We start from the raw sequence: 24,747 nt of genomic DNA on the forward strand, positions 1-24,747 counted from the left end.
GCCGCGGGGATCAGACCGCCGGGCTCCACTGCACGGGCACGAAGCGGTAGCGGTTTCCGTCCTTCGCGATGTGGCCGGTGGCCGGGAAGGGGGCATGGTAGAAGGCGACCTGCGCCCTTTCGGTCGCGGCCATGTCGAGCATCTTGTGGCGGGTCGCACGGGCCTGATCCGCGTCCATGTCGAAGACGGCCGCCCAGTCCGGGTTGCGCACGAAGAGCGCCGGATGATTCGTGATGTCCGACATCACCATCAGTTTTCCGGAACCGGACGACAGCATGTAGGCCGTGTGGCCGGGCGTATGGCCGGGGGCCGCGATGGCGGTCAGGCCCGGCACGACCTCCTTGTCGGCTTCGTAGCGCTTCACGTCGTTGGCGATCGGCCCGAACACCCGGCGCACGCCCTGGAACGCTCCCTTCATGGCTTCCGGCGCCTGGTTCATCCGGGCGTCGTCCATCCAGAAGGCCCACTCGGCCGCGGGCACCATGACCTGCGCCTTCGGGAACACGGCCGTGCCGTCCTTCAGTCGCAGGCCGTTGATGTGGTCGCCGTGGAAGTGGCTGATGACCACCGTCTCGACCTGGGACGGATCGAAGCCGGCGGCGCGGAAGTTCTTCATCCAGTGCCCGGAGGTGGGCGCGCCCATGTCGCCGTTGCCGGTGTCGATGAGGGTCAGGCCGCCGCCGTTGCGCCGAAGCACGAGGGTCGTGAAGGTGATCGGAAGGGCATCGCCTGGGAGGAAGGCTTCCTGCATGGCCTGCTGGACCTGCGCCAGCTCGGCGTTGCGCACGAACCCTTCGAGGGGGCGGCGCGCGAAGCCGTCATTGACGGCGGTGACTTCGAAGTCGCCGACTTTGTAGCGGTAGAAGCCGGGGGCCTGCTGGGCCGCATCGGCCTGAGGCGAGGTCGCTGTCGAAGGAGTGGTTTGAGCCAAAGCTTGGCCTCCGAGGGTGGTTGCTGAGGTTGCGGCGATGGCGGAACCTGCAAGAACGGCACGGCGTGTGAGGGTCATATAGTCTCTCCGGACGTGGACGACCGGAGGCTAGAACGGCCCCGCTTCCAGGCAAGATGGCCGCTTTTCACAAGTCAGCGAGCGTGCGGTTGTTCCACCGAATAGCCGTGCGGGATGCTCGAGAGGTGATGCAGGACGATCCCGCTCGTGGTCGCCACGTTCAGGGAATCGAAGCCACCGCTCATCGGGATGGAGACCGTGCGGGTCTCCTCGAGCAGGGTCGCTGGCAGGCCAGGTCCCTCGGCACCCAGCAGGAGGGCGACCCGCGCAGGCCGCCGGACCTGGGTCAGGGGCTCGCGTCCTGAAGGCGTCAGGGAGATCACCTCGAAGCCTGTGGCGCGCAGGTCCGTCACCATCGCGGCCGCCGAGGCGACGCGGGTAAAGGGAACCACCAGGGCGCCTCCGACCGAGACGCGGATTGCCTTGCGATAGAGGGGATCGCAGGTTTCCGGATCGAGCAGCACCGCATTGGCCCCGAACGCCGCGGCATTGCGGAAGATGCCGCCCACATTGTCGTGGTTCGCTAGTCCTACAAGCCCGACCACCAGCGTCTGCTCCGGCATGCCGGCCAGCAGCTCCGCGACCGGCGGCAGGGGCGCGCGCCGTGCGACCGCCAGGACTCCGCGATGGATCGGAAAGCCCACGATGGCATCCATGACCGCACGGGAGGCGGAATAGACGGGCGTCCCCGACGGCAGGACGTCGAGCGCATCGAGCAGGCCCGACACCCGGTTTTCGGAGAGAAGGATGGATTCCACGGTGAACCGCGCCTGCTTCAGCAGCACGCGCAGCACCACCTCGCCCTCCGCCACGAAGCGGTGCTCGCGGCCCACGAGATCCCGCTCCCGCACGGCGCGATAGGCTTCGATCCGGGGATCGTCGGGGTCGCTAATCGGAATCGGCATCGCGTGCTTTGTCTCTCTCAGGGCAGGCCCATCACGGTTTCGGGAAGCGCTTTTCCCCGATTCCGCCGGTCGGAACAACGACTTCCCGTTCCGGTTTAGCCCCTCAGGTTATTAGCTCTGCCCTGGGCAGATCCTCAATGGGAGTGGCAAAATGGACGGATTCTTGTGGGGCTTCGTGATCGTCGGCGGGCCGGTGCTGCTTGGCCTTGCGATCTTTCTCTTCGGATCCCGCCGGCGCCGGCTCAATCGGACGGAACAGGCGATCGCCGATCAGCAGGCTCATCAGAACTGGGGCAAGGAAGAGATCCGGTAAGACCGGTCGAGGGCGGGGAAGATGGTGCCGGTTGCGGGACTCGAACTCGCGACCTACCGCTTACAAGGCGGTTGCTCTACCAACTGAGCTAAACCGGCATCGCCATGTCCGAACGCTGAGGTACCAGCGCCAGGGCAGGGACGCAAGTTCCCATCAATTGCAAAAATTTAGTATCCCGAAGCGCCGCAACCAACCTCCGATTCCGGAATTAATTGACCGACAAAGATCAAGGAGTTCGGCGATATGGGTGCCCTAAGCCCTTCAATGGAAAGCATAAAACCGGCCCGTGGGGGCAGATTGTCCAATCTTGCGGCCGTATGCATTGCAGGAAGCCTTTCCTTGCTGCCCGGAACGGCCATGGCGACCCACGGGGCCGATCACACCGCTACGAAGCAGGCGGCCCAGAAGACCACGACACTCGCAGCTCAGGATCCCGAGACGACGTCCTCGATCGAGACCGGCAGGAACGATGATGTGGCCTGTGACCGCTCGCGCAAGCGCCTCTGGGTCGAGGGCGAGGGCTGGATCGTGCGCCGGGTGACGACCTGCTACTGAGCCGCAACCGCCGCAGGCGTCATGCGTCTCAAATGAAAAGCCCCGCCGAACGGCGGGGCTTTCCTCGTTTTCGAGAGGCTGCCGGAGATTACCGACCGGCCGGGCCCTCGTAGGTCATGATATCGCGGTCCTTGGTCTCCGGGACGAAGAGGAGGCCGACCACGAAGGTCACCATCGCGATCACGATCGGGTACCACAGGCCGTAGTAGATGTCGCCGGTGGCCGCCACCATCGCGAAGGCCGTGGGAGGCAGGAGGCCGCCGAACCAGCCGTTGGCAATGTGGTAGGGGAGCGACATGGCCGTGTAGCGAATGCGGGTCGGGAAGAACTCGACCAGCGCCGCCGCGATCGGGCCATAGACCATCGTGACGTAGATCACGAGGACCGTCAGGATCAGGATCGCCTTGATCGCCTGCATGCTTCCCAGCGCCGAGAGGAAGCCGCTGAGCTTCAGGATGCTCGCGTCACCCGCCTTCGGGTAGCCGGCTTCGGCCGCCGCGTTGGAGAAGGTGGTGATGCTGGCCGGAACAGCGGCATCGATCGGAGCTTCCTTGCCGTTGAAGGTGACCTTCGCGGGCGAGCCGGCGGGAGCCGGGACGAGCTCGTACTTGATGGCGGCGCGGGCCAGGGCCACGCGAGCCACGTCGCACGGAGCCGTGAAGGTGCGGATGCCGACTGGGTCGAACACCGAGCCGCAGGTGGCCGGATCGGCCGCGACCTGGACCTTCACGTTCTCGAGCGCCTGGGTCATCTGCGGGCTGATCACGTTCGTCAGCATCCCGAACAGCGGGAAGTAGGTGATTGCCGCGATCAGGCAGCCGCCGAGGATGACCGGCTTGCGGCCGATTCGATCGGAGAGGGCGCCGAAGAACACGAAGCCGCCGGTTCCGAGGATGAGCGACCATGCGATCAGCACGTTCGAGGTGAGCAGGTCGACCTTCAGGATGCTCTGGATGAAGAACAGGGCGTAGAACTGCCCCGTGTACCACACCACGGCCTGGCCGATCGCGAGACCGATCAGGGCGATGAGCACCATCTTCATGTTCGACCACTGGCCGAAGGCCTCCTTCAGAGGAGCCTTGGACTGGGTGCCCTCTTCCTTCATCTTCTTGAAGGCCGGGGATTCCTGCATCTGAAGGCGAATCCAGACCGAGATGCCGAGCAGCACCACCGAGAGCAGGAACGGGATGCGCCAACCGGCGATCGCGTAGCCCTCACCGCGCTGGAAGCCCGCTTCGCCCATCCAGGTGCGCAGGACCAGGATGACTACCAGAGACAGCAGCAGACCCACCGTGGCGGTGATCTGAATGAAGCTGGTGTAGAAACCGCGACGGCCCACCGGGGCATGCTCCGCGACATACACGGCCGCGCCGCCGTACTCGCCGCCGAGCGCCAGGCCCTGGAGCATGCGCAGGGCGATCAGGATCACCGGAGCGAGCCAGCCGATCTGGGCATAGCTGGGCAGCAGGCCGACGAGGAAGGTCGAGCAGCCCATGATCAGGATGGTGATCAGGAAGGTGTACTTGCGGCCGACGAGGTCGCCGATGCGGCCGAACACGATGGCGCCGAAGGGGCGCACCAGGAAGCCCGCCGCGAAGGCGAGGAGCGCGAAGACGTTGCGGGTCGTCACGTCGAACGCGGAGAAGAACTGCGCGCCGATGATCGTGGCGAGCGAGCCGTAGAGGTAGAAGTCGTACCATTCGAAGACGGTGCCGAGAGAGGAGGCCAGGATGACCTTCTTCTCTTCCCGCGTCATCGGCCGCGCTGCGGCGGCCGTATGCGGCGTGGTTGCTGCTGTTGCCATAGGGTTCCCTTCCATAAATCGCATGCCCGTATTCGGGTTCTTGGCCCTTTCCGACACCGGCCGGATCGGGCTTGAGTGACCGTGGCCGCAAAGCGCGACCAGGAATCGAGTGCGACAGGAAGGCTAGCGCCGGAGGCATTCGCCACAATTCCCAATTCGTATTTGAGACTTCCGTCTAAGATGCCTTTGCTGCAGCGCGAAATATTCAGGGCGGATAAACACTTAAAGCTTGGCGTTTTCTACTTTGCGGCGTTTGCTGCAACTGCTCTGGTCACAGCATAGAGCGAGATCGCCGCAGCATTGGACACGTTCAGGCTCTTGATCTCGCCCGGCATGTCGAGCCGCCCGATGACGTCGCAGCACTCGCGGGTCCGCTGACGCAGTCCCTTGCCCTCCGAGCCGAGCACCAGGACCACCGGCGCGCGGACGGGAACTTCGTCGAGATTCGCGTCCCCCGACGAATCGAGCCCGATGCGCTGAAAACCCCGCTCGCCGAGGGCGATCAGCGAGTCGGCGAGGTTCTTGACGATCATGAAGGGGACGTGTTCGAGCCCACCGGATGCGGATTTCGCCAGGACGCCGGTGGCGGCCGGGCTGTGGCGGGCAGTGGTGATGATCGCCTCCACCCCGAAGGCGGCCGCCGTGCGCACGATGGCGCCCACGTTGTGAGGATCGGTGATCTGGTCGAGGGCAAGCACCACACGCGTGCCGCTCAATGTGTCGATGGTCGGGGAGGGCAGGGGATCGGCCTCGAGATAGAGGCCCTGGTGGACGGCATCCGGCTCGACGAGCTGGCTGATGTCGTGCGGCCGGACGACCTCGGGTTCAAGCGGCAGGGGAGCGCCGAGTTCCTCGTTGAGGCGGGCGACGGAATTCTCGGTCGCCAGCAGCCGCCGGAGCCGGCGCTTGCCGTTGCGAAGCGCCTCGACGACCGGATGCCAGCCGTAAAGGACGGTGACGTCCAGGTCGGTCGGGAAGCGCTTCGGCTGGGGATCCCGGCGGCCGTGCTTCCCGGCGGGGCGCTGGAAACGGGGCTTGCGGGGCGGGAAGGGGCGGTCGCTCATGGGGTGCGGTCTCGTTCAAGGAAGGCAGGCACATAGCACAGGCCGGTTCGCTTCACGACCCGTCGTCTTTTGTGCGCTCTTTGGAGTTGACACCGGCTGTGCGTGTCACCATAAGAGCCGCCACGGAACGCCGGCCGACGAAACGGCGCACCGTGAACGACCGCGGCGCCCAGGCGCATTGGTTGGCTCTAGGGGGAATGTCCCGAGCGGCAAAGGGGGCGGACTGTAAATCCGCTGGCTATGCCTTCGTAGGTTCGAGTCCTACTTCCCCCACCACCAACCCGTCGTTTGAGTGCGGGTGTAGCTCAATGGTAGAGCAGCAGCCTTCCAAGCTGAATACGGGGGTTCGATTCCCCTCACCCGCTCCAACTTCTCTCTCCGCCATTTTCATGCTCTGCCTGGCAAGACGCGTGCCTGGGGCCCAGGCTTGACAATCCGCAGGGAAGCTTCGACATAGCCACGGCGGCACGACGCATTCCGACCACGGGTTCCCTTGACGACATGTGCCGGGGTGGTCCCACGGGCCGCGTCATCCAAAACTATGCGACCGGATATCGAAATTGGCTCTTGCGCAAAGAGCGCAACCGCAATATCGGGACGCCCTGAGAATTTTGTTCCTGGCCTCATCAAGGTAGAGATCAATGGCGAAGGAAAAGTTTGAGCGGACTAAGCCGCACTGCAACATTGGGACGATTGGTCACGTGGACCATGGCAAGACGTCTCTGACGGCGGCGATCACGAAGGTTCTGGCGGAGTCGGGTGGTGCGACGTTCACGGCGTACGACCAGATCGACAAGGCGCCGGAGGAGAAGGCTCGCGGCATCACGATCTCGACCGCGCACGTGGAGTACGAGACCACGAACCGGCACTACGCCCACGTGGACTGCCCCGGCCACGCCGACTACGTGAAGAACATGATCACGGGCGCGGCGCAGATGGACGGCGCGATCCTGGTGGTGTCGTCGGCGGACGGCCCGATGCCGCAGACCCGCGAGCACATCCTGCTCGCCCGTCAGGTCGGCGTTCCGGCCCTGGTGGTGTTCATGAACAAGGTCGACATGGTCGACGATCCGGAGCTTCTGGATCTGGTCGAGCTTGAGGTTCGCGAGCTTCTGTCGAAGTACGACTTCCCGGGCGACGACATTCCGATCGTGAAGGGCTCGGCCCTGTGCGCGCTGGAGGACCGTCAGCCTGAGATCGGGCGTGACCGGGTTCTCGAGCTGATGGCCGAGGTCGACCGCTACATCCCGCAGCCGGAGCGTCCGGTGGACCAGCCGTTCCTGATGCCGATCGAGGACGTGTTCTCGATCTCGGGCCGCGGCACGGTGGTGACGGGTCGCGTGGAGCGCGGCATCATCAAGGTCGGCGAGGAAGTGGAGATCGTGGGTCTTCGCGACACGCAGAAGACGACGGTGACGGGCGTCGAGATGTTCCGCAAGCTGCTCGACCAGGGCCAGGCGGGCGACAACGTGGGCGTTCTGCTTCGTGGCACGAAGCGCGAGGACGTGGAGCGCGGCCAGGTGCTGTGCAAGCCCGGCTCGATCAAGCCGCACACGAAGTTCAAGGCCGAGGCCTACATCCTGACGAAGGAAGAGGGTGGCCGTCACACGCCGTTCTTTGCCAACTACCGTCCGCAGTTCTACTTCCGCACGACGGACGTGACCGGCGTGGTGAAGCTGCCCGAGGGCACCGAGATGGTGATGCCGGGCGACAACATCACGATGGAAGTGGAGCTGATCGCGCCGATCGCCATGGAGGAGAAGCTGCGCTTCGCCATCCGTGAGGGCGGCCGCACCGTCGGCGCCGGCGTCGTCGCCAGCGTGATGGACTAACTAAAAGGATCCAGGTGGCGGTTCTTCCGCCACCTGTCGACCGCCGGAGGAGTGTAGCTCAATCGGCTAGAGCACCGGTCTCCAAAACCGGGGGTTGGGGGTTCGAGTCCCTCCACTCCTGCCAGCGGATCGACAAAGCGGGCGTTTTGAGATACAGAGCGCCCCACATTGGTATAAACAGGCGGCGCGAGGCTTGAAAAACGGCCTCGCGCCCCTTCAATTTGGGCCTGACAGTGCCCTCAGAGGACGTCCGCAGCCTGGCCCAGGCGGCGCGGATGTTGTGCGAAATGGCGAAAACGAACCCGTTCGATTTTCTGCAGCAGGTCCGCTCGGAAGCTGCCAAGGTCACGTGGCCGACCCGCAAGGAGACCATGATCACGACCGCGATGGTCTTCGTGATGGTGGTCCTGGCGAGCATCTTCTTCCTTGTCGTCGACCAGGTGCTCGGCTGGGGCGTCCGGACCGTGCTTCTCGGGCTCGGCAGCTAAGGGGTGGATGGAATGACGAAGCGTTGGTATATCGTCCACGCCTACTCGAACTTCGAGAACAAGGTCGCGCAGTCCATCAAGGACCAGGCCGCCCAGCGGGGCCTGGAGGACAAGTTCGACGAGGTCATGGTGCCGACCGAGAAGGTCGTGGAGGTGCGCCGCGGCCGCAAGGTCGACACCGAGCGCAAGTTCTTCCCGGGCTACGTCCTCGTGAAGTGCGACCTGACCGACGAGGTCTACCACCTCATCAAGAACACCCCGAAGGTCACCGGCTTCCTCGGGGCCGATAAGTCGAAGCCCGTTCCGATCCCGGACCGTGAGGCCGAGCGGATCAAGGGGCAGGTGGCCGAGGGTGTGGATCACCCGAAGCCCGCCATGAGTTTCGAGGTCGGCGAGCAGGTCCGCGTGTCGGATGGCCCGTTCGCCTCCTTCAACGGCGTGGTCGAGGAAGTCGACGACGCCCGGGCCCGCCTCAAGGTGGCGGTGTCCATCTTCGGCCGCGCAACGCCGGTCGAGCTCGAATACGGCCAGGTCGAAAAGATCTGACGTAAGGGGAGGCGTCTTCGCGACGCCGCTCCATCGGCCCCTGAAGGGGCCATCACCCGCGGGAGGTCTGCCCGGTTGCCAGCCGGGACCGACAGGCTGGACCGCGACCTGCAACCACCACTCCGTTCGGTCGGCTCCGGGCGGATGGTCCATTGGAAAGCAGTCCTATGGCAAAGAAAATCTCGGGCTACGTAAAGCTCCAAGTGCCTGCCGGCGCAGCCAACCCGTCGCCGCCGATCGGCCCGGCGCTCGGTCAGCGCGGCCTCAACATCATGGAATTCTGCAAGGCCTTCAACGCGAAGACCTCGCAGATGGAGAAGGGAACCCCGATCCCGGTGATCATCACCGCGTATCAGGACCGCTCCTTCACCTTCGAAATGAAGCAGCCCCCGGTCTCGTACTTCCTCAAGAAGGCGGCGAAGATCGACAAGGGTTCGCAGACCCCCGGCAAGGGTGGCACGGTCGGCCGCGTCACCCAGGACCAGATCCGCGAGATCGCCGAGAAGAAGATGGCCGATCTCAACTGCGACACCGTTGAATCCGCTATGGCCATGATCGCGGGCTCCGCCCGCTCCATGGGCATGGAAGTGGCCTAAGGAGGGCATGATGGCTGTAAAGGAAGGAAAGCGCATCCGCGCCGCCCGCGAGGGCATCGAGGCCGCCAAGCTCTACCCGATCCAGGACGCGGTGAAGCTGATCAAGGAGCGCGCCAAGGCCAAGTTCGACGAGACCATCGAGGTCTCGATGAACCTCGGCGTCGATCCCCGTCACGCCGACCAGATGGTCCGTGGCGTCTGCAACCTGCCGAACGGCTCCGGCCGTACGGTCCGCGTGGCGGTCTTCGCCCGCGGCGCCAAGGCCGATGAGGCCAAGGCTGCCGGTGCCGACGTGGTGGGCGCCGAGGATCTGTTCGAGACCGTCAACGGCGGCACGATCGACTTCGATCGCTGCATCGCCACCCCGGACATGATGCCGCTCGTCGGCCGCCTCGGTAAGGTTCTCGGCCCGCGCGGCCTGATGCCGAACCCGAAGGTCGGAACCGTCACCATGGACGTGAAGGGCGCCGTCGAGGCCGCTAAGGGCGGCGCGGTCGAGTTCCGCGTCGAGAAGGCCGGTATCGTCCATGCCGGCATCGGCAAGGCCTCGTTCGACGAAACCAAGCTCGTCGAGAACATCAAGGCTTTCGCCGACGCGGTCGCCAAGGCCAAGCCCGCGGGCGCCAAGGGCACCTACATCCAGCGCGTCGCCGTTTCTTCGACGATGGGCCCGGGCGTCAAGGTCGACCCCGCTTCCGTTCTCGGTGCGTAAGCCCGAGCGGCGGTAAGGCAAGACAAGGGCCCGGCAGTCTCTGCCGGGCCTTTTTCGTAGAGGGAGGGCCATGAGGTCTCCTTCCGCAGCCGGGCTTGAACAGGCCGCCGGCTGCTCCTACGTGAGATTTCCGCTCCAAACTTTCCGCAAGGAAAAGTCATGCAATTGCCTCTTGGCTTTTGTATCCAAAAGGCTTATGGAGACGCGTTGAGTTTCTAAAAATCACCGGTGACCAGATTCGTGCTGGCCATCGGCTAGGAATCCGCTCCGGAAACGGGGCGGTGACAGGCCGGCGGGCCAAGGGTCTTCCTTTGGCGCGTTCCGGCTATGTCCTGTCCGAGACTGCAGGTGCCGGTTCGTCCGGCTTAATTCGAGAGGACCTGCATAGACGGGGAAGCCGAGTTTCAGCCCATCAACGTGGGCAATGAGTATCGGTTCGAACCATCTCACCCGGTGCGCCTGAAAAGGCGTGATTTGGGGGACAGGGCTTGCGAGAGCGTCGTTCAAGGATGCCTCGGGTGCAAGCCTGGGCCTTGAACGACAGGTGCAACCGGCGGATTTATCCGCCAACCGGAGAGAGCCCAGTGGAAAGAGCAGCAAAACGCGAGCTCGTCTCGACGCTCAATGACGTGTTCACCAGCACGTCCGTGGTCGTCGTCGCCCACTATGCTGGCCTCACGGTCGCCGACATGCAGAAGCTGCGCGCGCAGATGAAGCAGGCCGGCGCCACCGTGAAGGTCGCGAAGAACCGCCTCGCCAAGATCGCTCTCGAAGGCACGGACGTCGCGTCCATCTCGGGCCTCATGAAGGGTCCGACCCTGATCGCTTACTCGAGCGATCCGGTCGCGGCGGCCAAGGTCGCAGTCGATTTCGCCAAGGGTAACGACAAGCTCGTGATCCTCGGCGGCGCAATGGGCGCGACCGCCCTGAACGTGGACGGAGTCAAGGCGCTTGCGACCTTGCCGTCCCTCGACGAACTGCGCGGCAAGCTGGTCGGCCTCATCCAGGCCCCGGCCACCAAGATCGCTCAGCTCAGCACGGCGCCGGCGGCGAAGCTCGCCCGCGTCTTCGGGGCCTATGCCAAGACAGGCGAAGCGGCGTGAGGCCGTAACCTCAACCATCAAACCGTTCGAACCGAACTTAAGGATCAAAAAATGGCTGATCTTGCCAAGCTCGTTGACGATCTTTCGTCGCTGACCGTTCTCGAGGCCGCTGAGCTCTCGAAGATGCTCGAAGAGAAGTGGGGCGTTTCCGCTGCCGCGGCTGTGGCCGTTGCGGCTGCTCCCGGCGCTGCTGCCGCCGCTCCCGTTGAAGAGCAGACCGAGTTCACGGTCGTTCTCGCTGCGGCCGGCGACAAGAAGATCGAGGTCATCAAGGAAGTCCGTGGCATCACGGGTCTCGGCCTCAAGGAAGCTAAGGACCTCGTCGAAGGCGCGCCCAAGCCCGTCAAGGAAGGCGTTGCCAAGGACGAGGCCGAGAAGATCAAGGCGACCCTCGAGAAGGTCGGCGCCAAGGTCGAGCTCAAGTAATTTCTGCGGCCACATGGCCGCGGGGTTACTCCCGGCGCGAGCCGGGGTCTAGAAACACACGGTCCCAGGCAGTTTTGCTTGGGGCCGTTGTGTCGTCCAAGAGCCCGAGCGGCATCTTGGCGGCACATGGGGCCGGGAAGGTCCCGGAATTTTGGCTTGCTGACGGCTTGAGCCGTCGGGCGGCTGATCGAGCCCTCTGGCAGGGCAGGGTGCTCGATCAGCCGTGTAGAGGAACGAGGTCCAGATGGCCAATACACTGATCGGCCGGAAGCGCATTCGCAAGTTCTTCGGGAAAATCAGGGAAGTCGCAGAGATGCCGAACCTCATCGAGGTTCAGAAGGCGTCCTACGACCAGTTCCTGATGGTCGAAGAGCCCAAGGGTGGCCGGCCGGAAGAAGGCTTGCAAGCTGTCTTCAAGTCGGTTTTCCCGATTTCGGACTTTTCGAACACCGCCCTGCTCGAGTTCGTGAAGTACACGTTCGAGCAGCCGAAATACGACGTCGACGAGTGCCGCCAGCGCGGAATGACCTTCGCGGCTCCGCTCAAGGTGACGCTGCGCCTGATCGTGTTCGATGTGGACCCGGATACCGGCGCCCGCTCGGTCAAGGACATCAAGGAGCAGGACGTCTACATGGGCGACATGCCGCTCATGACGGACAACGGCACCTTCATCGTGAACGGCACCGAGCGCGTCATCGTCTCCCAGATGCATCGCTCGCCCGGCGTGTTCTTCGACCACGACAAGGGCAAGACCCATTCGTCGGGCAAGCTGCTCTTCGCCGCCCGCATCATCCCCTATCGCGGCTCCTGGCTCGACATCGAGTTCGACGCCAAGGACATCGTGTACGCACGCATCGACCGCAAGCGTAAGCTTCCGGTCACCTCGCTCCTCTATGCCCTCGGCCTCGACGGTGAGGAGATCCTCAACACCTTCTACAACCGCGTCATCTACAAGCGCGCCAAGGACGGCTGGACCGTTCCGTTCGACGCCGAGCGCATGAAGGGCTTCAAGGCTTCCGTCGACCTCATCGACGCGAAGACCGGCGAAGTCGTGCTCGAGGCCGGCAAGAAGCTCACCGCGCGCGCTGCCCGCCAGCTCGCCGAGAAGGGCCTGACCGAGCTGCGTGCCACGGACGAGGACCTCTACGGCCAGTACATCGCGGAAGACCTCGTCAACGCGAACACCGGCGAGATCTATGCCGAGGCCGGCGACGAGATCAACGAGAAGCTCCTGAAGGGGCTCGAGGATGCCGGTCTAACGGAGATCCCGGTCCTCGACATCGATCACGTCACCGTCGGTCCCTACATCCGCAACACGCTCGCCATCGACAAGGCTTCCTCCCGCGAGGACGCCCTGTTCGACATCTACCGCGTCATGCGTCCGGGCGAGCCGCCGATCCTCGAGACGGCGGAGGCGATGTTCAACTCGCTGTTCTTCGATGCGGAGCGCTACGACCTCTCCGCGGTGGGCCGCGTGAAGATGAACATGCGTCTCGACCTCGACGCGGACGACACCGTGCGGACGCTGCGCCGCGAGGACATGATCGCCGTCACCAAGGCGCTCGTGGACCTGCGCGACGGCAAGGGCGAGATCGACGACATCGACCACCTCGGCAACCGCCGCGTGCGCTCGGTCGGCGAGCTCATGGAGAACCAGTACCGTCTTGGCCTCCTGCGCATGGAGCGCGCCATCAAGGAGCGCATGTCCTCCGTCGACATCGACACGGTCATGCCGCAGGATCTCATCAACGCCAAGCCGGCTGCGGCCGCGGTGCGCGAGTTCTTCGGCTCGTCCCAGCTGTCGCAGTTCATGGACCAGACCAACCCGCTCTCCGAGGTCACGCACAAGCGCCGCCTCTCGGCCCTCGGCCCGGGCGGTCTGACCCGCGAGCGCGCCGGCTTCGAGGTGCGCGACGTGCACCCGACGCACTACGGCCGCATCTGCCCGATCGAGACGCCGGAAGGTCCGAACATCGGCCTCATCAACTCGCTGGCGACCTTCGCCCGCGTGAACAAGTACGGCTTCATCGAGACCCCGTTCCGCCGCGTCCGCGACGGCGTGGTCTCCGAGGAGGTGATCTACCTCTCGGCCATGGAAGAGGCGAAGTACAACGTCGCCCAGGCCAATGCCGCCATGGATCCGACCGGCAAGCTCACGGAAGAGCTCGTGATCTGCCGCCGTGCCGGTGAGGTGATCGTCGTGGCCCCGGATCGCGTGGACCTGATGGACGTGTCGCCGAAGCAGCTCGTGTCCGTCGCGGCCGCGCTGATCCCGTTCCTCGAGAACGACGACGCGAACCGCGCCCTCATGGGCTCGAACATGCAGCGCCAGGCGGTGCCGCTGGTCCAGGCCGACGCCCCGTTCGTGGGCACCGGCATGGAGGCGGTCGTCGCGCGCGACTCCGGTGCGGCCATCGCGGCCCGTCGGGCCGGCATCGTCGACCAGGTGGACGCGACCCGTATCGTCATCCGCGCGACGGAAGAGACCGATCCGACCCGTCCGGGCGTTGACATCTACCGTCTGCAGAAGTTCCAGCGCTCCAACCAGTCGACCTGCATCACGCAGAAGCCGCTGGTCCGCGCCGGCGATCTCGTCCGCAAGGGCGACATCATCGCGGACGGCCCGTCGACCGAGTTCGGCGAGCTGGCGCTCGGCCGCAACGTGCTCGTCGCGTTCATGCCGTGGAACGGCTACAACTTCGAAGACTCGATCCTGCTCTCCGAGCGGATCGTGAAGGAGGACGTCTTCACCTCGATCCATATCGAGGAGTTCGAGGTGATGGCCCGCGATACGAAGCTGGGTCCTGAGGAAATCACGCGCGACATTCCGAACGTGTCGGAAGAGGCGCTGAAGAACCTCGACGAGGCCGGCATCGTCTATATCGGTGCCGAGGTCCATGCGGGCGACATCCTCGTCGGCAAGATCACGCCGAAGGGCGAAAGCCCGATGACGCCGGAAGAGAAGCTTCTGCGCGCCATCTTCGGCGAGAAGGCCTCCGATGTTCGCGACACCTCGCTCCGGGTACCCCCGGGCGTGACCGGCACGATCGTGGAAGTCCGCGTCTTCAACCGTCACGGTGTCGACAAGGACGAGCGCGCCCAGGCCATCGAGCGCGAGGAGATCGAGCGTCTCGCAAAGGACCGCGACGACGAGCAGGCGATCCTCGACCGCAACACCTATGCCCGTCTGGCAGAGATCCTGATCGGACAGAGCGGCGTTGCTGGCCCGAAGGGCTTCAAGAAGGACAGCGCGATCACCCGCGAGATCCTGAACGACCATCCGCGTTCGCAGTGGTGGCAGTTCGCCGTCGACAACGATGCTCGGATGGCCGAGATCGAGGCCATGCAGAAGCAGTACGACGAGTCCAAGAAGCGCCTTGAGCAGCGCTTCCTCGACAAGGTCGAGAAGCTTCAGCGCGGCGACGAGCTCCCGCCCGGCGTCATGAAGATGGTCAAGGTCTTCGTGGCCGTGAAGCGCAAGATCCAGCCCGGCGACAAGATGGCCGGCCGTCACGGCAACAAGGGCGTCGTGTCCCGCATCGTCCCGATCGAGGACATGCCGTTCCTTGAGGACGGAACCCATGCGGACATCGTGCTCAACCCGCTGGGCGTGCCGAGCCGCATGAACGTGGGTCAGATCCTCGAGACGCACCTAGGGTGGGCTGCCGCCGGTCTCGGCAAGCAGGTCGCCCAGGCGGTCGACGCCTACATGAAGTCCGGCAGGGCTTCGGGCCTGCGCGAGCAGCTCGTCTCGATCTACGGCAACCTGCCGGAAATCGAGCAGGCTTCGGACGACGAGCTCGTCGATCTCGGCAACAAGCTGCGCCGCGGCGTTCCGTTCGCCACGCCCGTCTTCGACGGCGCGAAGGAGTCGGACATCGAGGCCATGCTTCAGAAGGCCGGTCTCGACCCCTCGGGTCAGGTGACGCTCTACGACGGACGCACGGGTGAGCCGTTCGACCGCAAGGTCACGGTGGGCTACATCTACATGCTGAAGCTCCACCATCTCGTGGACGACAAGATCCACGCCCGCTCCATCGGTCCCTACAGCCTCGTCACCCAGCAGCCGCTGGGCGGCAAGGCCCAGTTCGGCGGCCAGCGCTTCGGCGAGATGGAGGTGTGGGCGCTCGAGGCTTACGGCGCGGCCTACACCCTTCAGGAGATGCTCACCGTCAAGTCGGACGACGTGGCCGGCCGCACCAAGGTCTACGAGGCCATCGTGCGCGGCGACGACACGTTCGAGTCGGGCATTCCGGAGAGCTTCAACGTGCTCGTGAAGGAAATGCGGTCGCTCGGCCTCAACGTGGAGCTCACCAACTCCAAGAGGTCCGCCAACGAACCGGAGCAGCTGCCTCCGGCCGAGGCGGCCGAGTAAGGCGCGAGGCGCTTTAGGACTTATACGATCGGGCCGCGGTGGTTTTCATGCCGCGGCCTCATGCAATTGCCGGTGAGGGTGCTTATCTAGCGTCCTCCAGCCCAGGAGACGGCGATGAATCAAGAGGTCATGAATCTTTTCAATCAAACGGCGCAGCCGCAGAGCTTCGATCAGATCAAGATCTCGATCGCGAGCCCTGAGAAGATTCTGTCCTGGTCTTACGGCGAGATCAAGAAGCCCGAGACCATCAACTACCGCACGTTCAAGCCCGAACGCGATGGCTTGTTCTGCGCGCGAATCTTCGGCCCGATCAAGGACTACGAGTGCTTGTGCGGCAAGTACAAGCGCATGAAGTACAAGGGCGTGATCTGCGAGAAGTGCGGCGTCGAGGTGACCCTCGCGCGCGTCCGCCGCGACCGCATGGGCCACATCGAGCTGGCCGCTCCGGTTGCGCATATCTGGTTCCTGAAGTCCCTGCCGAGCCGCATCGGTCTGCTGCTCGACATGACCCTCAAGGATCTGGAGCGCATCCTCTATTTCGAGTCCTACATCGTCGTTGATGCGGGCCTGTCCCCGCTCAAGGACCGCCAGCTGCTGTCCGAGGAGGAGTATCTCCGCGCCCAGGACGAGTACGGCGAGGATTCCTTCACGGCCATGATCGGCGCGGAAGCCATCCGGCGGATCCTGCAGGAGCTCGACCTCGAGAAGGTGGCCGTCGACATCCGCGAGGAGATCGCGACGACGACCTCGGAGCTCAAGCCCAAGAAGCTCCTGAAGCGCCTGAAGATCATCGAAGCCTTCCTCATGTCGGGGAACAAGCCCGAGTGGATGATCCTGACGGTCGTTCCGGTGATCCCGCCGGATCTGCGCCCGCTCGTGCCTCTGGACGGCGGCCGCTTCGCGACCTCGGACCTGAACGATCTCTATCGCCGCGTCATCAACCGCAACAACCGTCTGAAGCGGCTGATCGAGCTGCGCGCGCCGGACATCATCATCCGCAACGAGAAGCGCATGCTTCAGGAGGCTGTCGACGCCCTGTTCGACAACGGCCGCCGCGGCCGCGTCATCACGGGCGCCAACAAGCGTCCGCTGAAGTCGCTCGCGGACATGCTCAAGGGCAAGCAGGGCCGGTTCCGCCAGAACCTGCTCGGCAAGCGCGTCGACTATTCGGGCCGTTCGGTCATCGTCGTGGGTCCGGAGCTCAAGCTCCACCAGTGCGGCCTGCCGAAGAAGATGGCGCTCGAGCTCTTCAAGCCGTTCATCTACGCCAAGCTCGACGCCCGCGGCCTCTCGGCCACCGTCAAGCAGGCGAAGAAGCTCGTCGAGAAGGAGAAGCCCGAGGTCTGGGACATCCTGGACGAGGTCATCCGCGAGCATCCGGTTCTCCTGAACCGCGCTCCGACCCTGCACCGTCTCGGCATCCAGGCCTTCGAGCCCACCCTCATCGAGGGCAAGGCGATCCAGCTGCACCCGCTCGTCTGCGCCGCGTTCAACGCGGACTTCGACGGTGACCAGATGGCCGTCCACGTGCCGCTCTCGCTCGAGGCGCAGCTCGAAGCCCGCGTGCTCATGATGTCGACGAACAACATCCTGCACCCGGCCAACGGTCAGCCGATCATCGTGCCGTCGCAGGACATCGTTCTGGGCCTCTACTACCTGTCGATCGTGTCCGACGGCGAGCCCGGCCAGGGCAAGGCCTTCGCCGACATGGGCGAGATCGAGCACGCCCTCCACGAGAAGGTCATCACGCTCCACACCAAGATCCGCTACCGCTGGGAGGGGATTGGCGAGGACGGGCAGCCGATGTCGAAGGTTTACGAGACCACGGCCGGCCGCGTCATGCTCTCGCGTCTCCTGCCGAAGCACCCGATGCTTCCCTACGACGTCGTGAACAAGCTCATGACGAAGAAGGAGATCTCCAACATGATCGATGCCGTTTACCGGCATTGCGGTCAGAAGGAGTCGGTGATCTTCTGCGATCGCATCATGGCGCTCGGGTTCTACAACGCGTTCAAGGCCGGCATCTCGTTCGGTAAGGACGATATGGTGATCCCGGAGAACAAGTGGCAGATCGTCGAGGAGACTCGTGCCCTCGCGAAGGACTACGAGCAGCAGTACCAGGACGGCCTCATCACCCAGGGTGAGAAGTACAACAAGGTCGTCGACGCTTGGGCGAAGTGCTCGGACCGCCTCGCCGGCGAGATGATGAACCGCATCTCGACCGTTAAGAAGGACGAGAGCGGCCGCGACAAGCCGGTCAACGCGATCTACATGATGTCCCACTCGGGCGCACGTGGCTCTCCGGCCCAGATGAAGCAGCTCGCGGCGATGCGCGGCCTCATGGCCAAGCCGTCGGGCGAGATCATCGAGACGCCGATCATCTCGAACTTCAAGGAAGGCCTGAACGTGCTCGAGTACTTCAACTCGACGCACGGCGCCCGTAAGGGTCTGGCCGACACTGCGCTCAAGACGGCGAACTCGGGCTACCTGACCCGTCGTCTCGTGGACGTCGCTCAGGACGCGGTCATCCGCGAGCCGGATTGCGGTACCGAGAAGGGCATCCGCATGCGGGCCATCATCGACGCCGGCCAGGTGGTCGCGTCGCTGGCCTCCCGCATCCTGGGCCGCTCCACGGCCGAGGACCTGGTCGCCCAGGACGGCACGATCATCGTTCCGAAGGGCACGATGATCGAGGAGCAGCACCTCGAGGCGATCGGCGCCGCCGGCATCCAGGAGGTGAAGATCCGTTCCGTGCTCGTCTGCGAGTCCAAGAACGGCGTCTGCGCCACCTGCTACGGCCGCGACCTGGCCCGGGGCACCCCGGTCAACCACGGCGAGGCTGTCGGCGTCATCGCGGCGCAGTCCATCGGCGAGCCGGGCACCCAGCTCACCATGCGCACCTTCCACATCGGCGGCGCGGCCCAGATTGCCGACTCGTCCTTCTTCGAGTCGAGCTTCGAGGGCATCGTCAGCTTCCGCAACAAGAACATTGCGCGCAACTCCGATGGCGATCTGGTGGTCATGGGCCGCAACGTGGCTGTCGTGATCTCCGGGCCCGACGGCGCTGAGCGTGCGGTTCACCGCCTGCAGTACGGCTCGCGCCTGAAGGTCGACGAGGGCGACACCATCAAGCGCGGCCAGCGCATCGCGGAGTGGGACCCCTATTCCCGCCCGATCCTGACCGAGATGGAAGGTGTGGTCGGCTACGAGGATCTCGTGGACGGCGCCTCGATGATCGAGACGATGGACGAGTCCACCGGCATCGCCAAGCGCGTGGTCATCGACTGGCGCGGTTCGACCCGTACGGCCGACCTGCGTCCGGCGGTCATCATCGAGGGCAAGGGCGGCAAGGTCGCCAAGCTGGCCCGTGGCGGCGACGCCCGCTACCTCCTGCCCGTCGACGCGATCCTCGCGGTCGATCCCGGTGCGAAGGTCAAGGCGGGTGACGTGCTGGCCCGCGTCTCGACAGAGAGCGCCAAGACCCGCGACATCACGGGCGGTCTGCCGCGCGTGGCGGAGCTGTTCGAAGCCCGTCGTCCGAAGGACGCGGCCATCATTGCGGAAAAGTCCGGCACGATTCAGTTCGGCCGCGACTACAAGAACAAGCGTCGCCTGACGCTCAATCCGCACGATGGCTCCGAGCCGGTGGAGTACCTGATCCCGAAGGGCAAGCACATCCACCTGCAAGACGGCGACGTTGTCGAGATCGGCGACTTCATCGTGGACGGCAACCCGGCCCCGCACGACATCCTTGCGATCAAGGGCGTCGAGGAGCTGGCCGCTTACCTGGTGAATGAGATCCAGGAGGTCTACCGCCTCCAGGGCGTGCTCATCAACGACAAGCACATCGAGGTGATCGTTCGTCAGATGCTGCAGAAGGTGGAGATCACCGAGAGCGGCGATTCCGACCTCCTCACCGGCGAGCAGGTCGATCGTCTCGAGATGGAGGAGATCAACGAGCGCCTCGTGGCCGAGAAGAAGAAGCCCGCCGTCGGCGTGCCTGTTCTGCTCGGAATCACCAAGGCATCGCTGCAGACCCGCTCCTTCATCTCGGCGGCGTCCTTCCAGGAGACCACCCGCGTCCTCACCGAGGCGGCGGTCAACGGCAAGGTGGACACCCTCGAAGGCCTCAAGGAGAACGTCATCGTCGGCAGCCTTATCCCGGCCGGCACCGGCGCCCTGAACGCTCAGATCAAGGCCGTCGCCCAGCATCGCGACGACCTGATCCTGCAGCAGAAGCGCTCCGAGTCGCAGGCTCAGGTCAGCGAACTGCCTCCGGCGGCCGAGTAACCGCCCAGCTTAGCCAATCGAGAAGGCCGCCTCCGGGCGGCCTTTTCTCTTTATGCCATTCCCCTCTTCACACGGCAGAGGCGGCGCTCTTGCGCGGGCTCAGGCCGTTCCCATATGAACCGAGGCAGCTCGGCTGAACGGGCTTGGCAGTGGTCTCCTCGACGCAGGATCGGCGATTTCCCTTGGGAAATCCGAAAAGTGTTGACTTTCCCCGACTCGGGCGCTAGAGAGACCGGACTTTCCGGCTGGCCGTAGGTTTCCGCCAGTCGAAGCGCCTAGCTTCGACCGATGCCACCTAAACGCTGCCGAACTCAACCTTGACTGACAGAAGTCAGATTAGGGCACGACCGCGGTCTCGAAATCGTGGTCCTCTGCAATCGCACCGCGCCAAGGGCTTCCTGAAGCCAATGGCGTGGCTTCGTTTTGTGCAAGCTCAAAAGGCTCGCCAGGGCGGCGCTTAACCGTTGAAGACACTCAAAGGCCACCGGGCGGTGGCTGTTGAAAGAGGGCACAGGATGCCAACGATCAGTCAGCTGATCCGCAAGCCGCGGACGGCGCAAAAGAGCCGGAATAAGGTTCCCGCGCTTGAGGCCTGCCCGCAGAAGCGGGGCGTGTGCACGCGCGTCTATACGACGACCCCGAAGAAGCCGAACTCGGCTCTTCGTAAGGTCGCCAAGGTCCGCCTGACCAATGGCTACGAAGTCATCGGTTACATCCCGGGCGAGGGCCATAACCTTCAGGAGCACTCCGTGGTCATGATCCGCGGCGGCCGCGTGAAGGACCTTCCGGGTGTTCGCTACCACATCCTCCGCGGCGTGCTCGACACGCAGGGTGTGAAGAATCGTAAGCAGCGTCGTTCGAAGTACGGCGCGAAGCGGCCGAAGTAAGCCGTCATTTCTTATTGAGGTCGGAGTCAGCTCATGTCCCGCCGCCACAGCGCCGAAAAGCGTGAGATCATCCCGGATCCGAAGTTCGGGGATATCGTCGTCACCAAGTTCATGAACTCCATCATGTACGACGGCAAGAAGTCTGCTGCCGAAAGCATCGTCTACGGTGCCTTCGACATCATCGAGAGCCGCGCCAAGGCCAACCCGCTTGAGGTCTTCAAGCAGGCCCTCGACAACGTCGCTCCGGCGATCGAGGTCCGCTCCCGCCGCGTCGGCGGCGCAACCTACCAGGTCCCGGTCGAAGTCCGTGCCGAGCGCCGTCAGGCTCTCGCGATCCGCTGGATCATCCAGGCCGCCCGCGGCCGCAACGATAAGACCATGGTCGACCGGCTCTCCGCCGAGCTGCTCGACGCCTCGAACAACCGGGGTAACGCCGTCAAGAAGCGCGAAGACACTCACCGGATGGCGGAAGCCAACCGTGCGTTCTCGCACTATCGCTGGTAACGGCCGGACCCTGAGGAGCTAAGCGATGCCCCGCACGCACGCAATTGAGGACTACCGTAACTTCGGCATCATGGCCCACATCGATGCCGGTAAGACGACGACGACCGAGCGTATCCTTTATTACACCGGCAAGTCGCACAAGATCGGTGAAGTCCATGAAGGCGCTGCCACCATGGACTGGATGGAGCAGGAGCAGGAGCGTGGCATCACGATCACGTCCGCTGCCACCACCTGCTTCTGGGACGGCAAGCGTCTGAACATCATCGACACCCCCGGCCACGTGGACTTCACCATCGAGGTGGAGCGTTCGCTGCGCGTGCTCGACGGCGCCGTTTGCGTTCTCGATGGCAACCAGGGCGTCGAGCCCCAGACCGAGACCGTTTGGCGCCAGGCCGACAAGTACGACGTTCCGCGCATCGTGTTTGTCAACAAGATGGACAAGACCGGCGCGAACTTCTTCAACTGCGTCGACGACATCGTGAAGCGTGTTGCCGGCAAGCCTGTCTGCCTCCAGATCCCGATCGGCGCCGAGAGCGACTTCAAGGGCATGGTCGATCTGATCAAGATGAAGGCCTATGTCTGGGAGAGCGATTCGCTCGGCGCGAACTTCGACGAGGTCGAGATCCCGGCTGACCTGCAGGATCAGGCCGCGGAGTACCGTGGCAAGCTCGTCGAGGCTGCCGTCGAAATGGACGATGATGCGATGGTGGCTTACCTCGAGGGCCAGGAGCCCGACGAGGAGACGCTGCGTCGCCTGGTCCGCACCGCGGTTCAGCGTCGTGCCTTCCACCCGGTTCTGTGCGGCTCGGCGTTCAAGAACAAGGGCGTTCAGCCCCTGCTCGACGCCGTCGTGGCCTTCCTTCCGTCTCCGGCAGATCGTGGCGCGATCAAGGGCATCGACTTCAAGACCGAGGAAGAGACCGTTCGCAAGCCTTCCGACGAAGAGCCGTTCTCCATGCTCGCCTTCAAGATCATGGATGACCCCTTCGTGGGCACGATCACCTTCTGCCGCATCTACTCCGGCAAGGTGAACGCGGGCGAGACGCTTCTCAACTCGTCGCGTGACAAGAAAGAGCGCGTCGGCCGCATGCTGCTGATGCATGCGAACAACCGTGAGGACATCAAGGAGGCTCACGCCGGCGACATCGTCGCTCTGGCCGGCCTGAAGGAAGTCCGCACCGGCGACACGCTCTGCGACCCGAACAAGGCCGTGATCCTCGAGCGCATGGAGTTCCCGGAGCCGGTCATCGAGATCGCGATCGAGCCGAAGTCGAAGGCCGACCAGGAGAAGCTTGGTCTCGCCCTGGCGAAGCTTGCGGCCGAGGATCCGTCCTTCCGCGTTTCGACCGACCAAGAGTCGGGACAGACGATCCTGAAGGGCATGGGCGAGCTTCACCTCGACATTAAGGTCGACATTCTCCGTCGTACCTACAAGGTCGATGCGAACATCGGCGCTCCGCAGGTCGCCTATCGTGAGACGATCACGAAGAAGGCCGAGGTCGACTACACCCACAAGAAGCAGACCGGCGGTACGGGCCAGTTCGCCCGCGTCAAGCTGGTGGTCATGCCAAACGATCCGGGAGCCGGCTTCGGGTTCGAGTCGAAGATCGTCGGCGGCGCCGTGCCCAAGGAGTACATCCCGGGCGTCGAGAAGGGCCTGCAGTCGGTGATCGGCGCTGGCGTCGTGGCCGGGTTCCCGGTCGTGGACGTCAAGGTCGAGCTGATCGACGGCGCCTTCCACGAGGTCGACTCGTCGGCTCTCGCCTTCGAAATCGCGTCTCGTGCCGCCATGCGTGAGGCTCTCCAGAAGGGCAGCTCCGTCCTTCTCGAGCCGGTCATGAAGGTCGAGGTGACGACTCCTGAGGACTACACCGGCTCGGTCATCGGTGACCTCAACTCCCGTCGTGGCCAGATCCAGGGTCAGGACATGCGCGGCAATGCCGTGGTCATCAACGCGATGGTCCCGCTCGCCAACATGTTCGGCTACGTGAACACGCTGCGTGGCATGAGCCAGGGGCGTGCGAGCTACACGATGCAGTTCGACCACTACGAGCAGGTGCCGTCGAACGTGGCTGCCGAGGTTCAGGCGAAATACGCCTGAACCCACTAAGCAACATTCTTAAGATTCAAAGGAACGGGTGCCACGATGGCGAAGGAAAAGTTTGAGCGGACTAAGCCGCACTGCAACATTGGGACGATTGGTCACGTGGACCATGGCAAGACGTCTCTGACGGCGGCGATCACGAAGGTTCTGGCGGAGTCGGGTGGTGCGACGTTCACGGCGTACGACCAGATCGACAAGGCGCCGGAGGAGAAGGCTCGCGGCATCACGATCTCGACCGCGCACGTGGAGTACGAGACCACGAACCGGCACTACGCCCACGTGGACTGCCCCGGCCACGCCGACTACGTGAAGAACATGATCACGGGCGCGGCGCAGATGGACGGCGCGATCCTGGTGGTGTCGTCGGCGGACGGCCCGATGCCGCAGACCCGCGAGCACATCCTGCTCGCCCGTCAGGTCGGCGTTCCGGCCCTGGTGGTGTTCATGAACAAGGTCGACATGGTCGACGATCCGGAGCTTCTGGATCTGGTCGAGCTTGAGGTTCGCGAGCTTCTGTCGAAGTACGACTTCCCGGGCGACGACATTCCGATCGTGAAGGGCTCGGCCCTGTGCGCGCTGGAGGACCGTCAGCCTGAGATCGGGCGTGACCGGGTTCTCGAGCTGATGGCCGAGGTCGACCGCTACATCCCGCAGCCGGAGCGTCCGGTGGACCAGCCGTTCCTGATGCCGATCGAGGACGTGTTCTCGATCTCGGGCCGCGGCACGGTGGTGACGGGTCGCGTGGAGCGCGGCATCATCAAGGTCGGCGAGGAAGTGGAGATCGTGGGTCTTCGCGACACGCAGAAGACGACGGTGACGGGCGTCGAGATGTTCCGCAAGCTGCTCGACCAGGGCCAGGCGGGCGACAACGTGGGCGTTCTGCTTCGTGGCACGAAGCGCGAGGACGTGGAGCGCGGCCAGGTGCTGTGCAAGCCCGGCTCGATCAAGCCGCACACGAAGTTCAAGGCCGAGGCCTACATCCTGACGAAGGAAGAGGGTGGCCGTCACACGCCGTTCTTTGCCAACTACCGTCCGCAGTTCTACTTCCGCACGACGGACGTGACCGGCGTGGTGAAGCTGCCCGAGGGCACCGAGATGGTGATGCCGGGCGACAACATCACGATGGAAGTGGAGCTGATCGCGCCGATCGCCATGGAGGAGAAGCTGCGCTTCGCCATCCGTGAGGGCGGCCGCACCGTCGGCGCCGGCGTCGTCGCCAGCGTGATGGACTAAT

19 protein-coding genes and 4 tRNA genes are annotated in these 24,747 nt (G+C 64.3%); 18 read left to right on the forward strand and 5 right to left on the reverse strand.

The annotated features are described in order from the left end of the window. Positions 1–10: 10 nt before the first annotated feature. Positions 11–1,009 carry an MBL fold metallo-hydrolase gene (locus DES45_RS06645; RefSeq protein WP_114769195.1) on the reverse strand — a complete coding sequence of 333 codons (999 nt, stop codon included), beginning with the start codon at positions 1,007–1,009 and terminating at the stop codon, positions 11–13. Positions 1,010–1,083: 74 nt separating this feature from the next. After that, positions 1,084–1,914: a TrmH family RNA methyltransferase gene (locus DES45_RS06650; protein WP_114769196.1), complete on the reverse strand. Its 831-nt coding sequence runs from the start codon at positions 1,912–1,914 to the stop codon at positions 1,084–1,086. Positions 1,915–2,065: 151 nt separating this feature from the next. On the opposite strand from DES45_RS06650, the gene DES45_RS25045 reads away from it, so the two are divergent. Continuing rightward, the gene (locus DES45_RS25045) at positions 2,066–2,227 is read left to right on the forward strand and encodes a hypothetical protein (protein ID WP_170151416.1); all 162 of its coding nucleotides are present in this window, start codon (positions 2,066–2,068) and stop codon (positions 2,225–2,227) included. A 22-nt stretch (positions 2,228–2,249) separates the two neighbouring features. Here DES45_RS25045 and DES45_RS06655 read toward each other — a convergent pair. Then, a tRNA-Thr gene (locus DES45_RS06655) sits at positions 2,250–2,325 on the reverse strand. Between the two features lie 241 nt (positions 2,326–2,566). On the opposite strand from DES45_RS06655, the gene DES45_RS06660 reads away from it, so the two are divergent. Beyond that, positions 2,567–2,782, forward strand: a complete 216-nt coding sequence (locus DES45_RS06660) for a hypothetical protein (RefSeq protein WP_147282358.1) — start codon at positions 2,567–2,569, stop codon at positions 2,780–2,782. A gap of 88 nt (positions 2,783–2,870) precedes the next feature. Here the strand turns inward: DES45_RS06660 and DES45_RS06665 are convergent, their stop codons facing one another. Beyond that, complete coding sequence (locus DES45_RS06665) at positions 2,871–4,586, reverse strand: MFS transporter (protein WP_114769198.1); 1,716 nt, start codon at positions 4,584–4,586, stop codon at positions 2,871–2,873. A 239-nt stretch (positions 4,587–4,825) separates the two neighbouring features. Then, positions 4,826–5,650 carry a TrmH family RNA methyltransferase gene (locus DES45_RS06670; RefSeq protein WP_114769199.1) on the reverse strand — a complete coding sequence of 275 codons (825 nt, stop codon included), beginning with the start codon at positions 5,648–5,650 and terminating at the stop codon, positions 4,826–4,828. Between the two features lie 191 nt (positions 5,651–5,841). Between DES45_RS06670 and DES45_RS06675 the strand changes: the two genes are divergently transcribed. The 16 genes from DES45_RS06675 to tuf (DES45_RS06750) all read left to right on the forward strand — a co-directional run bounded on the left by DES45_RS06675 (position 5,842) and on the right by tuf (DES45_RS06750) (position 24,746). Further along, positions 5,842–5,926 (forward strand) — tRNA-Tyr (locus DES45_RS06675). An 18-nt stretch (positions 5,927–5,944) separates the two neighbouring features. Next, a tRNA-Gly gene (locus DES45_RS06680) sits at positions 5,945–6,018 on the forward strand. A 273-nt stretch (positions 6,019–6,291) separates the two neighbouring features. Further along, positions 6,292–7,482, forward strand: a complete 1,191-nt coding sequence (gene tuf / locus DES45_RS06685) for an elongation factor Tu (protein WP_114769200.1) — start codon at positions 6,292–6,294, stop codon at positions 7,480–7,482. 47 nt (positions 7,483–7,529) lie between these two features. Continuing rightward, positions 7,530–7,606, forward strand: a tRNA-Trp gene (locus DES45_RS06690). A 163-nt stretch (positions 7,607–7,769) separates the two neighbouring features. Then, positions 7,770–7,970, forward strand: a complete 201-nt coding sequence (gene secE, locus DES45_RS06695) for a preprotein translocase subunit SecE (RefSeq protein WP_114769201.1) — start codon at positions 7,770–7,772, stop codon at positions 7,968–7,970. 12 nt (positions 7,971–7,982) lie between these two features. Continuing rightward, a complete protein-coding gene (nusG, locus tag DES45_RS06700) occupies positions 7,983–8,516 on the forward strand; it encodes a transcription termination/antitermination protein NusG (RefSeq protein WP_114769202.1) in 534 nt (177 codons plus the stop codon). A 167-nt stretch (positions 8,517–8,683) separates the two neighbouring features. Continuing rightward, positions 8,684–9,112: a 50S ribosomal protein L11 gene (gene rplK, locus DES45_RS06705; protein ID WP_114769203.1), complete on the forward strand. Its 429-nt coding sequence runs from the start codon at positions 8,684–8,686 to the stop codon at positions 9,110–9,112. Between the two features lie 10 nt (positions 9,113–9,122). Beyond that, complete coding sequence (gene rplA, locus DES45_RS06710; RefSeq protein ID WP_114769465.1) at positions 9,123–9,824, forward strand: 50S ribosomal protein L1; 702 nt, start codon at positions 9,123–9,125, stop codon at positions 9,822–9,824. A 584-nt stretch (positions 9,825–10,408) separates the two neighbouring features. Next, positions 10,409–10,927: a 50S ribosomal protein L10 gene (rplJ, locus tag DES45_RS06715; protein WP_114769204.1), complete on the forward strand. Its 519-nt coding sequence runs from the start codon at positions 10,409–10,411 to the stop codon at positions 10,925–10,927. Positions 10,928–10,978: 51 nt separating this feature from the next. Beyond that, positions 10,979–11,353, forward strand: coding sequence for a 50S ribosomal protein L7/L12 (rplL, locus tag DES45_RS06720; protein ID WP_114769205.1), 375 nt, complete (start codon positions 10,979–10,981; stop codon positions 11,351–11,353). Between the two features lie 244 nt (positions 11,354–11,597). Beyond that, a complete protein-coding gene (gene rpoB / locus DES45_RS06725; protein ID WP_114769206.1) occupies positions 11,598–15,728 on the forward strand; it encodes a DNA-directed RNA polymerase subunit beta in 4,131 nt (1,376 codons plus the stop codon). A 114-nt stretch (positions 15,729–15,842) separates the two neighbouring features. Then, complete coding sequence (gene rpoC / locus DES45_RS06730; protein WP_114769207.1) at positions 15,843–20,018, forward strand: DNA-directed RNA polymerase subunit beta'; 4,176 nt, start codon at positions 15,843–15,845, stop codon at positions 20,016–20,018. Between the two features lie 515 nt (positions 20,019–20,533). Beyond that, complete coding sequence (gene rpsL, locus DES45_RS06735; protein WP_109596495.1) at positions 20,534–20,905, forward strand: 30S ribosomal protein S12; 372 nt, start codon at positions 20,534–20,536, stop codon at positions 20,903–20,905. Between the two features lie 33 nt (positions 20,906–20,938). Further along, positions 20,939–21,409, forward strand: coding sequence for a 30S ribosomal protein S7 (gene rpsG, locus DES45_RS06740; protein ID WP_114769208.1), 471 nt, complete (start codon positions 20,939–20,941; stop codon positions 21,407–21,409). A 25-nt stretch (positions 21,410–21,434) separates the two neighbouring features. Then, positions 21,435–23,510, forward strand: a complete 2,076-nt coding sequence (gene fusA / locus DES45_RS06745; protein ID WP_114769209.1) for an elongation factor G — start codon at positions 21,435–21,437, stop codon at positions 23,508–23,510. 45 nt (positions 23,511–23,555) lie between these two features. Beyond that, entirely contained in the window at positions 23,556–24,746 is a 1,191-nt protein-coding gene (tuf, locus tag DES45_RS06750; protein WP_114769200.1) for an elongation factor Tu, read from the forward strand. The last annotated feature ends 1 nt before the right edge of the window (position 24,747 follow it).

Origin of the sequence: Microvirga subterranea, assembly GCF_003350535.1 — a bacterium.
In the GTDB taxonomy this organism is placed as follows: domain Bacteria; phylum Pseudomonadota; class Alphaproteobacteria; order Rhizobiales; family Beijerinckiaceae; genus Microvirga; species Microvirga subterranea.

Coding starts and splice junctions, on each gene's coding strand:
- DES45_RS06645 (WP_114769195.1), bottom strand. CDS start 1,009: ATGACCCTCACACGCCGTGCCGTTCTTGCAGGTTCCGCCATCGCCGCA.
- DES45_RS06650 (WP_114769196.1), bottom strand. CDS start 1,914: ATGCCGATTCCGATTAGCGACCCCGACGATCCCCGGATCGAAGCCTAT.
- DES45_RS25045 (WP_170151416.1), top strand. CDS start 2,066: ATGGACGGATTCTTGTGGGGCTTCGTGATCGTCGGCGGGCCGGTGCTG.
- DES45_RS06665 (WP_114769198.1), bottom strand. CDS start 4,586: ATGGCAACAGCAGCAACCACGCCGCATACGGCCGCCGCAGCGCGGCCG.
- DES45_RS06670 (WP_114769199.1), bottom strand. CDS start 5,650: ATGAGCGACCGCCCCTTCCCGCCCCGCAAGCCCCGTTTCCAGCGCCCC.
- tuf (WP_114769200.1), top strand. CDS start 6,292: ATGGCGAAGGAAAAGTTTGAGCGGACTAAGCCGCACTGCAACATTGGG.
- secE (WP_114769201.1), top strand. CDS start 7,770: ATGGCGAAAACGAACCCGTTCGATTTTCTGCAGCAGGTCCGCTCGGAA.
- nusG (WP_114769202.1), top strand. CDS start 7,983: ATGACGAAGCGTTGGTATATCGTCCACGCCTACTCGAACTTCGAGAAC.
- rplK (WP_114769203.1), top strand. CDS start 8,684: ATGGCAAAGAAAATCTCGGGCTACGTAAAGCTCCAAGTGCCTGCCGGC.
- rplA (WP_114769465.1), top strand. CDS start 9,123: ATGGCTGTAAAGGAAGGAAAGCGCATCCGCGCCGCCCGCGAGGGCATC.
- rplL (WP_114769205.1), top strand. CDS start 10,979: ATGGCTGATCTTGCCAAGCTCGTTGACGATCTTTCGTCGCTGACCGTT.
- rpoB (WP_114769206.1), top strand. CDS start 11,598: ATGGCCAATACACTGATCGGCCGGAAGCGCATTCGCAAGTTCTTCGGG.
- rpoC (WP_114769207.1), top strand. CDS start 15,843: ATGAATCAAGAGGTCATGAATCTTTTCAATCAAACGGCGCAGCCGCAG.
- rpsL (WP_109596495.1), top strand. CDS start 20,534: ATGCCAACGATCAGTCAGCTGATCCGCAAGCCGCGGACGGCGCAAAAG.
- rpsG (WP_114769208.1), top strand. CDS start 20,939: ATGTCCCGCCGCCACAGCGCCGAAAAGCGTGAGATCATCCCGGATCCG.
- fusA (WP_114769209.1), top strand. CDS start 21,435: ATGCCCCGCACGCACGCAATTGAGGACTACCGTAACTTCGGCATCATG.
- tuf (WP_114769200.1), top strand. CDS start 23,556: ATGGCGAAGGAAAAGTTTGAGCGGACTAAGCCGCACTGCAACATTGGG.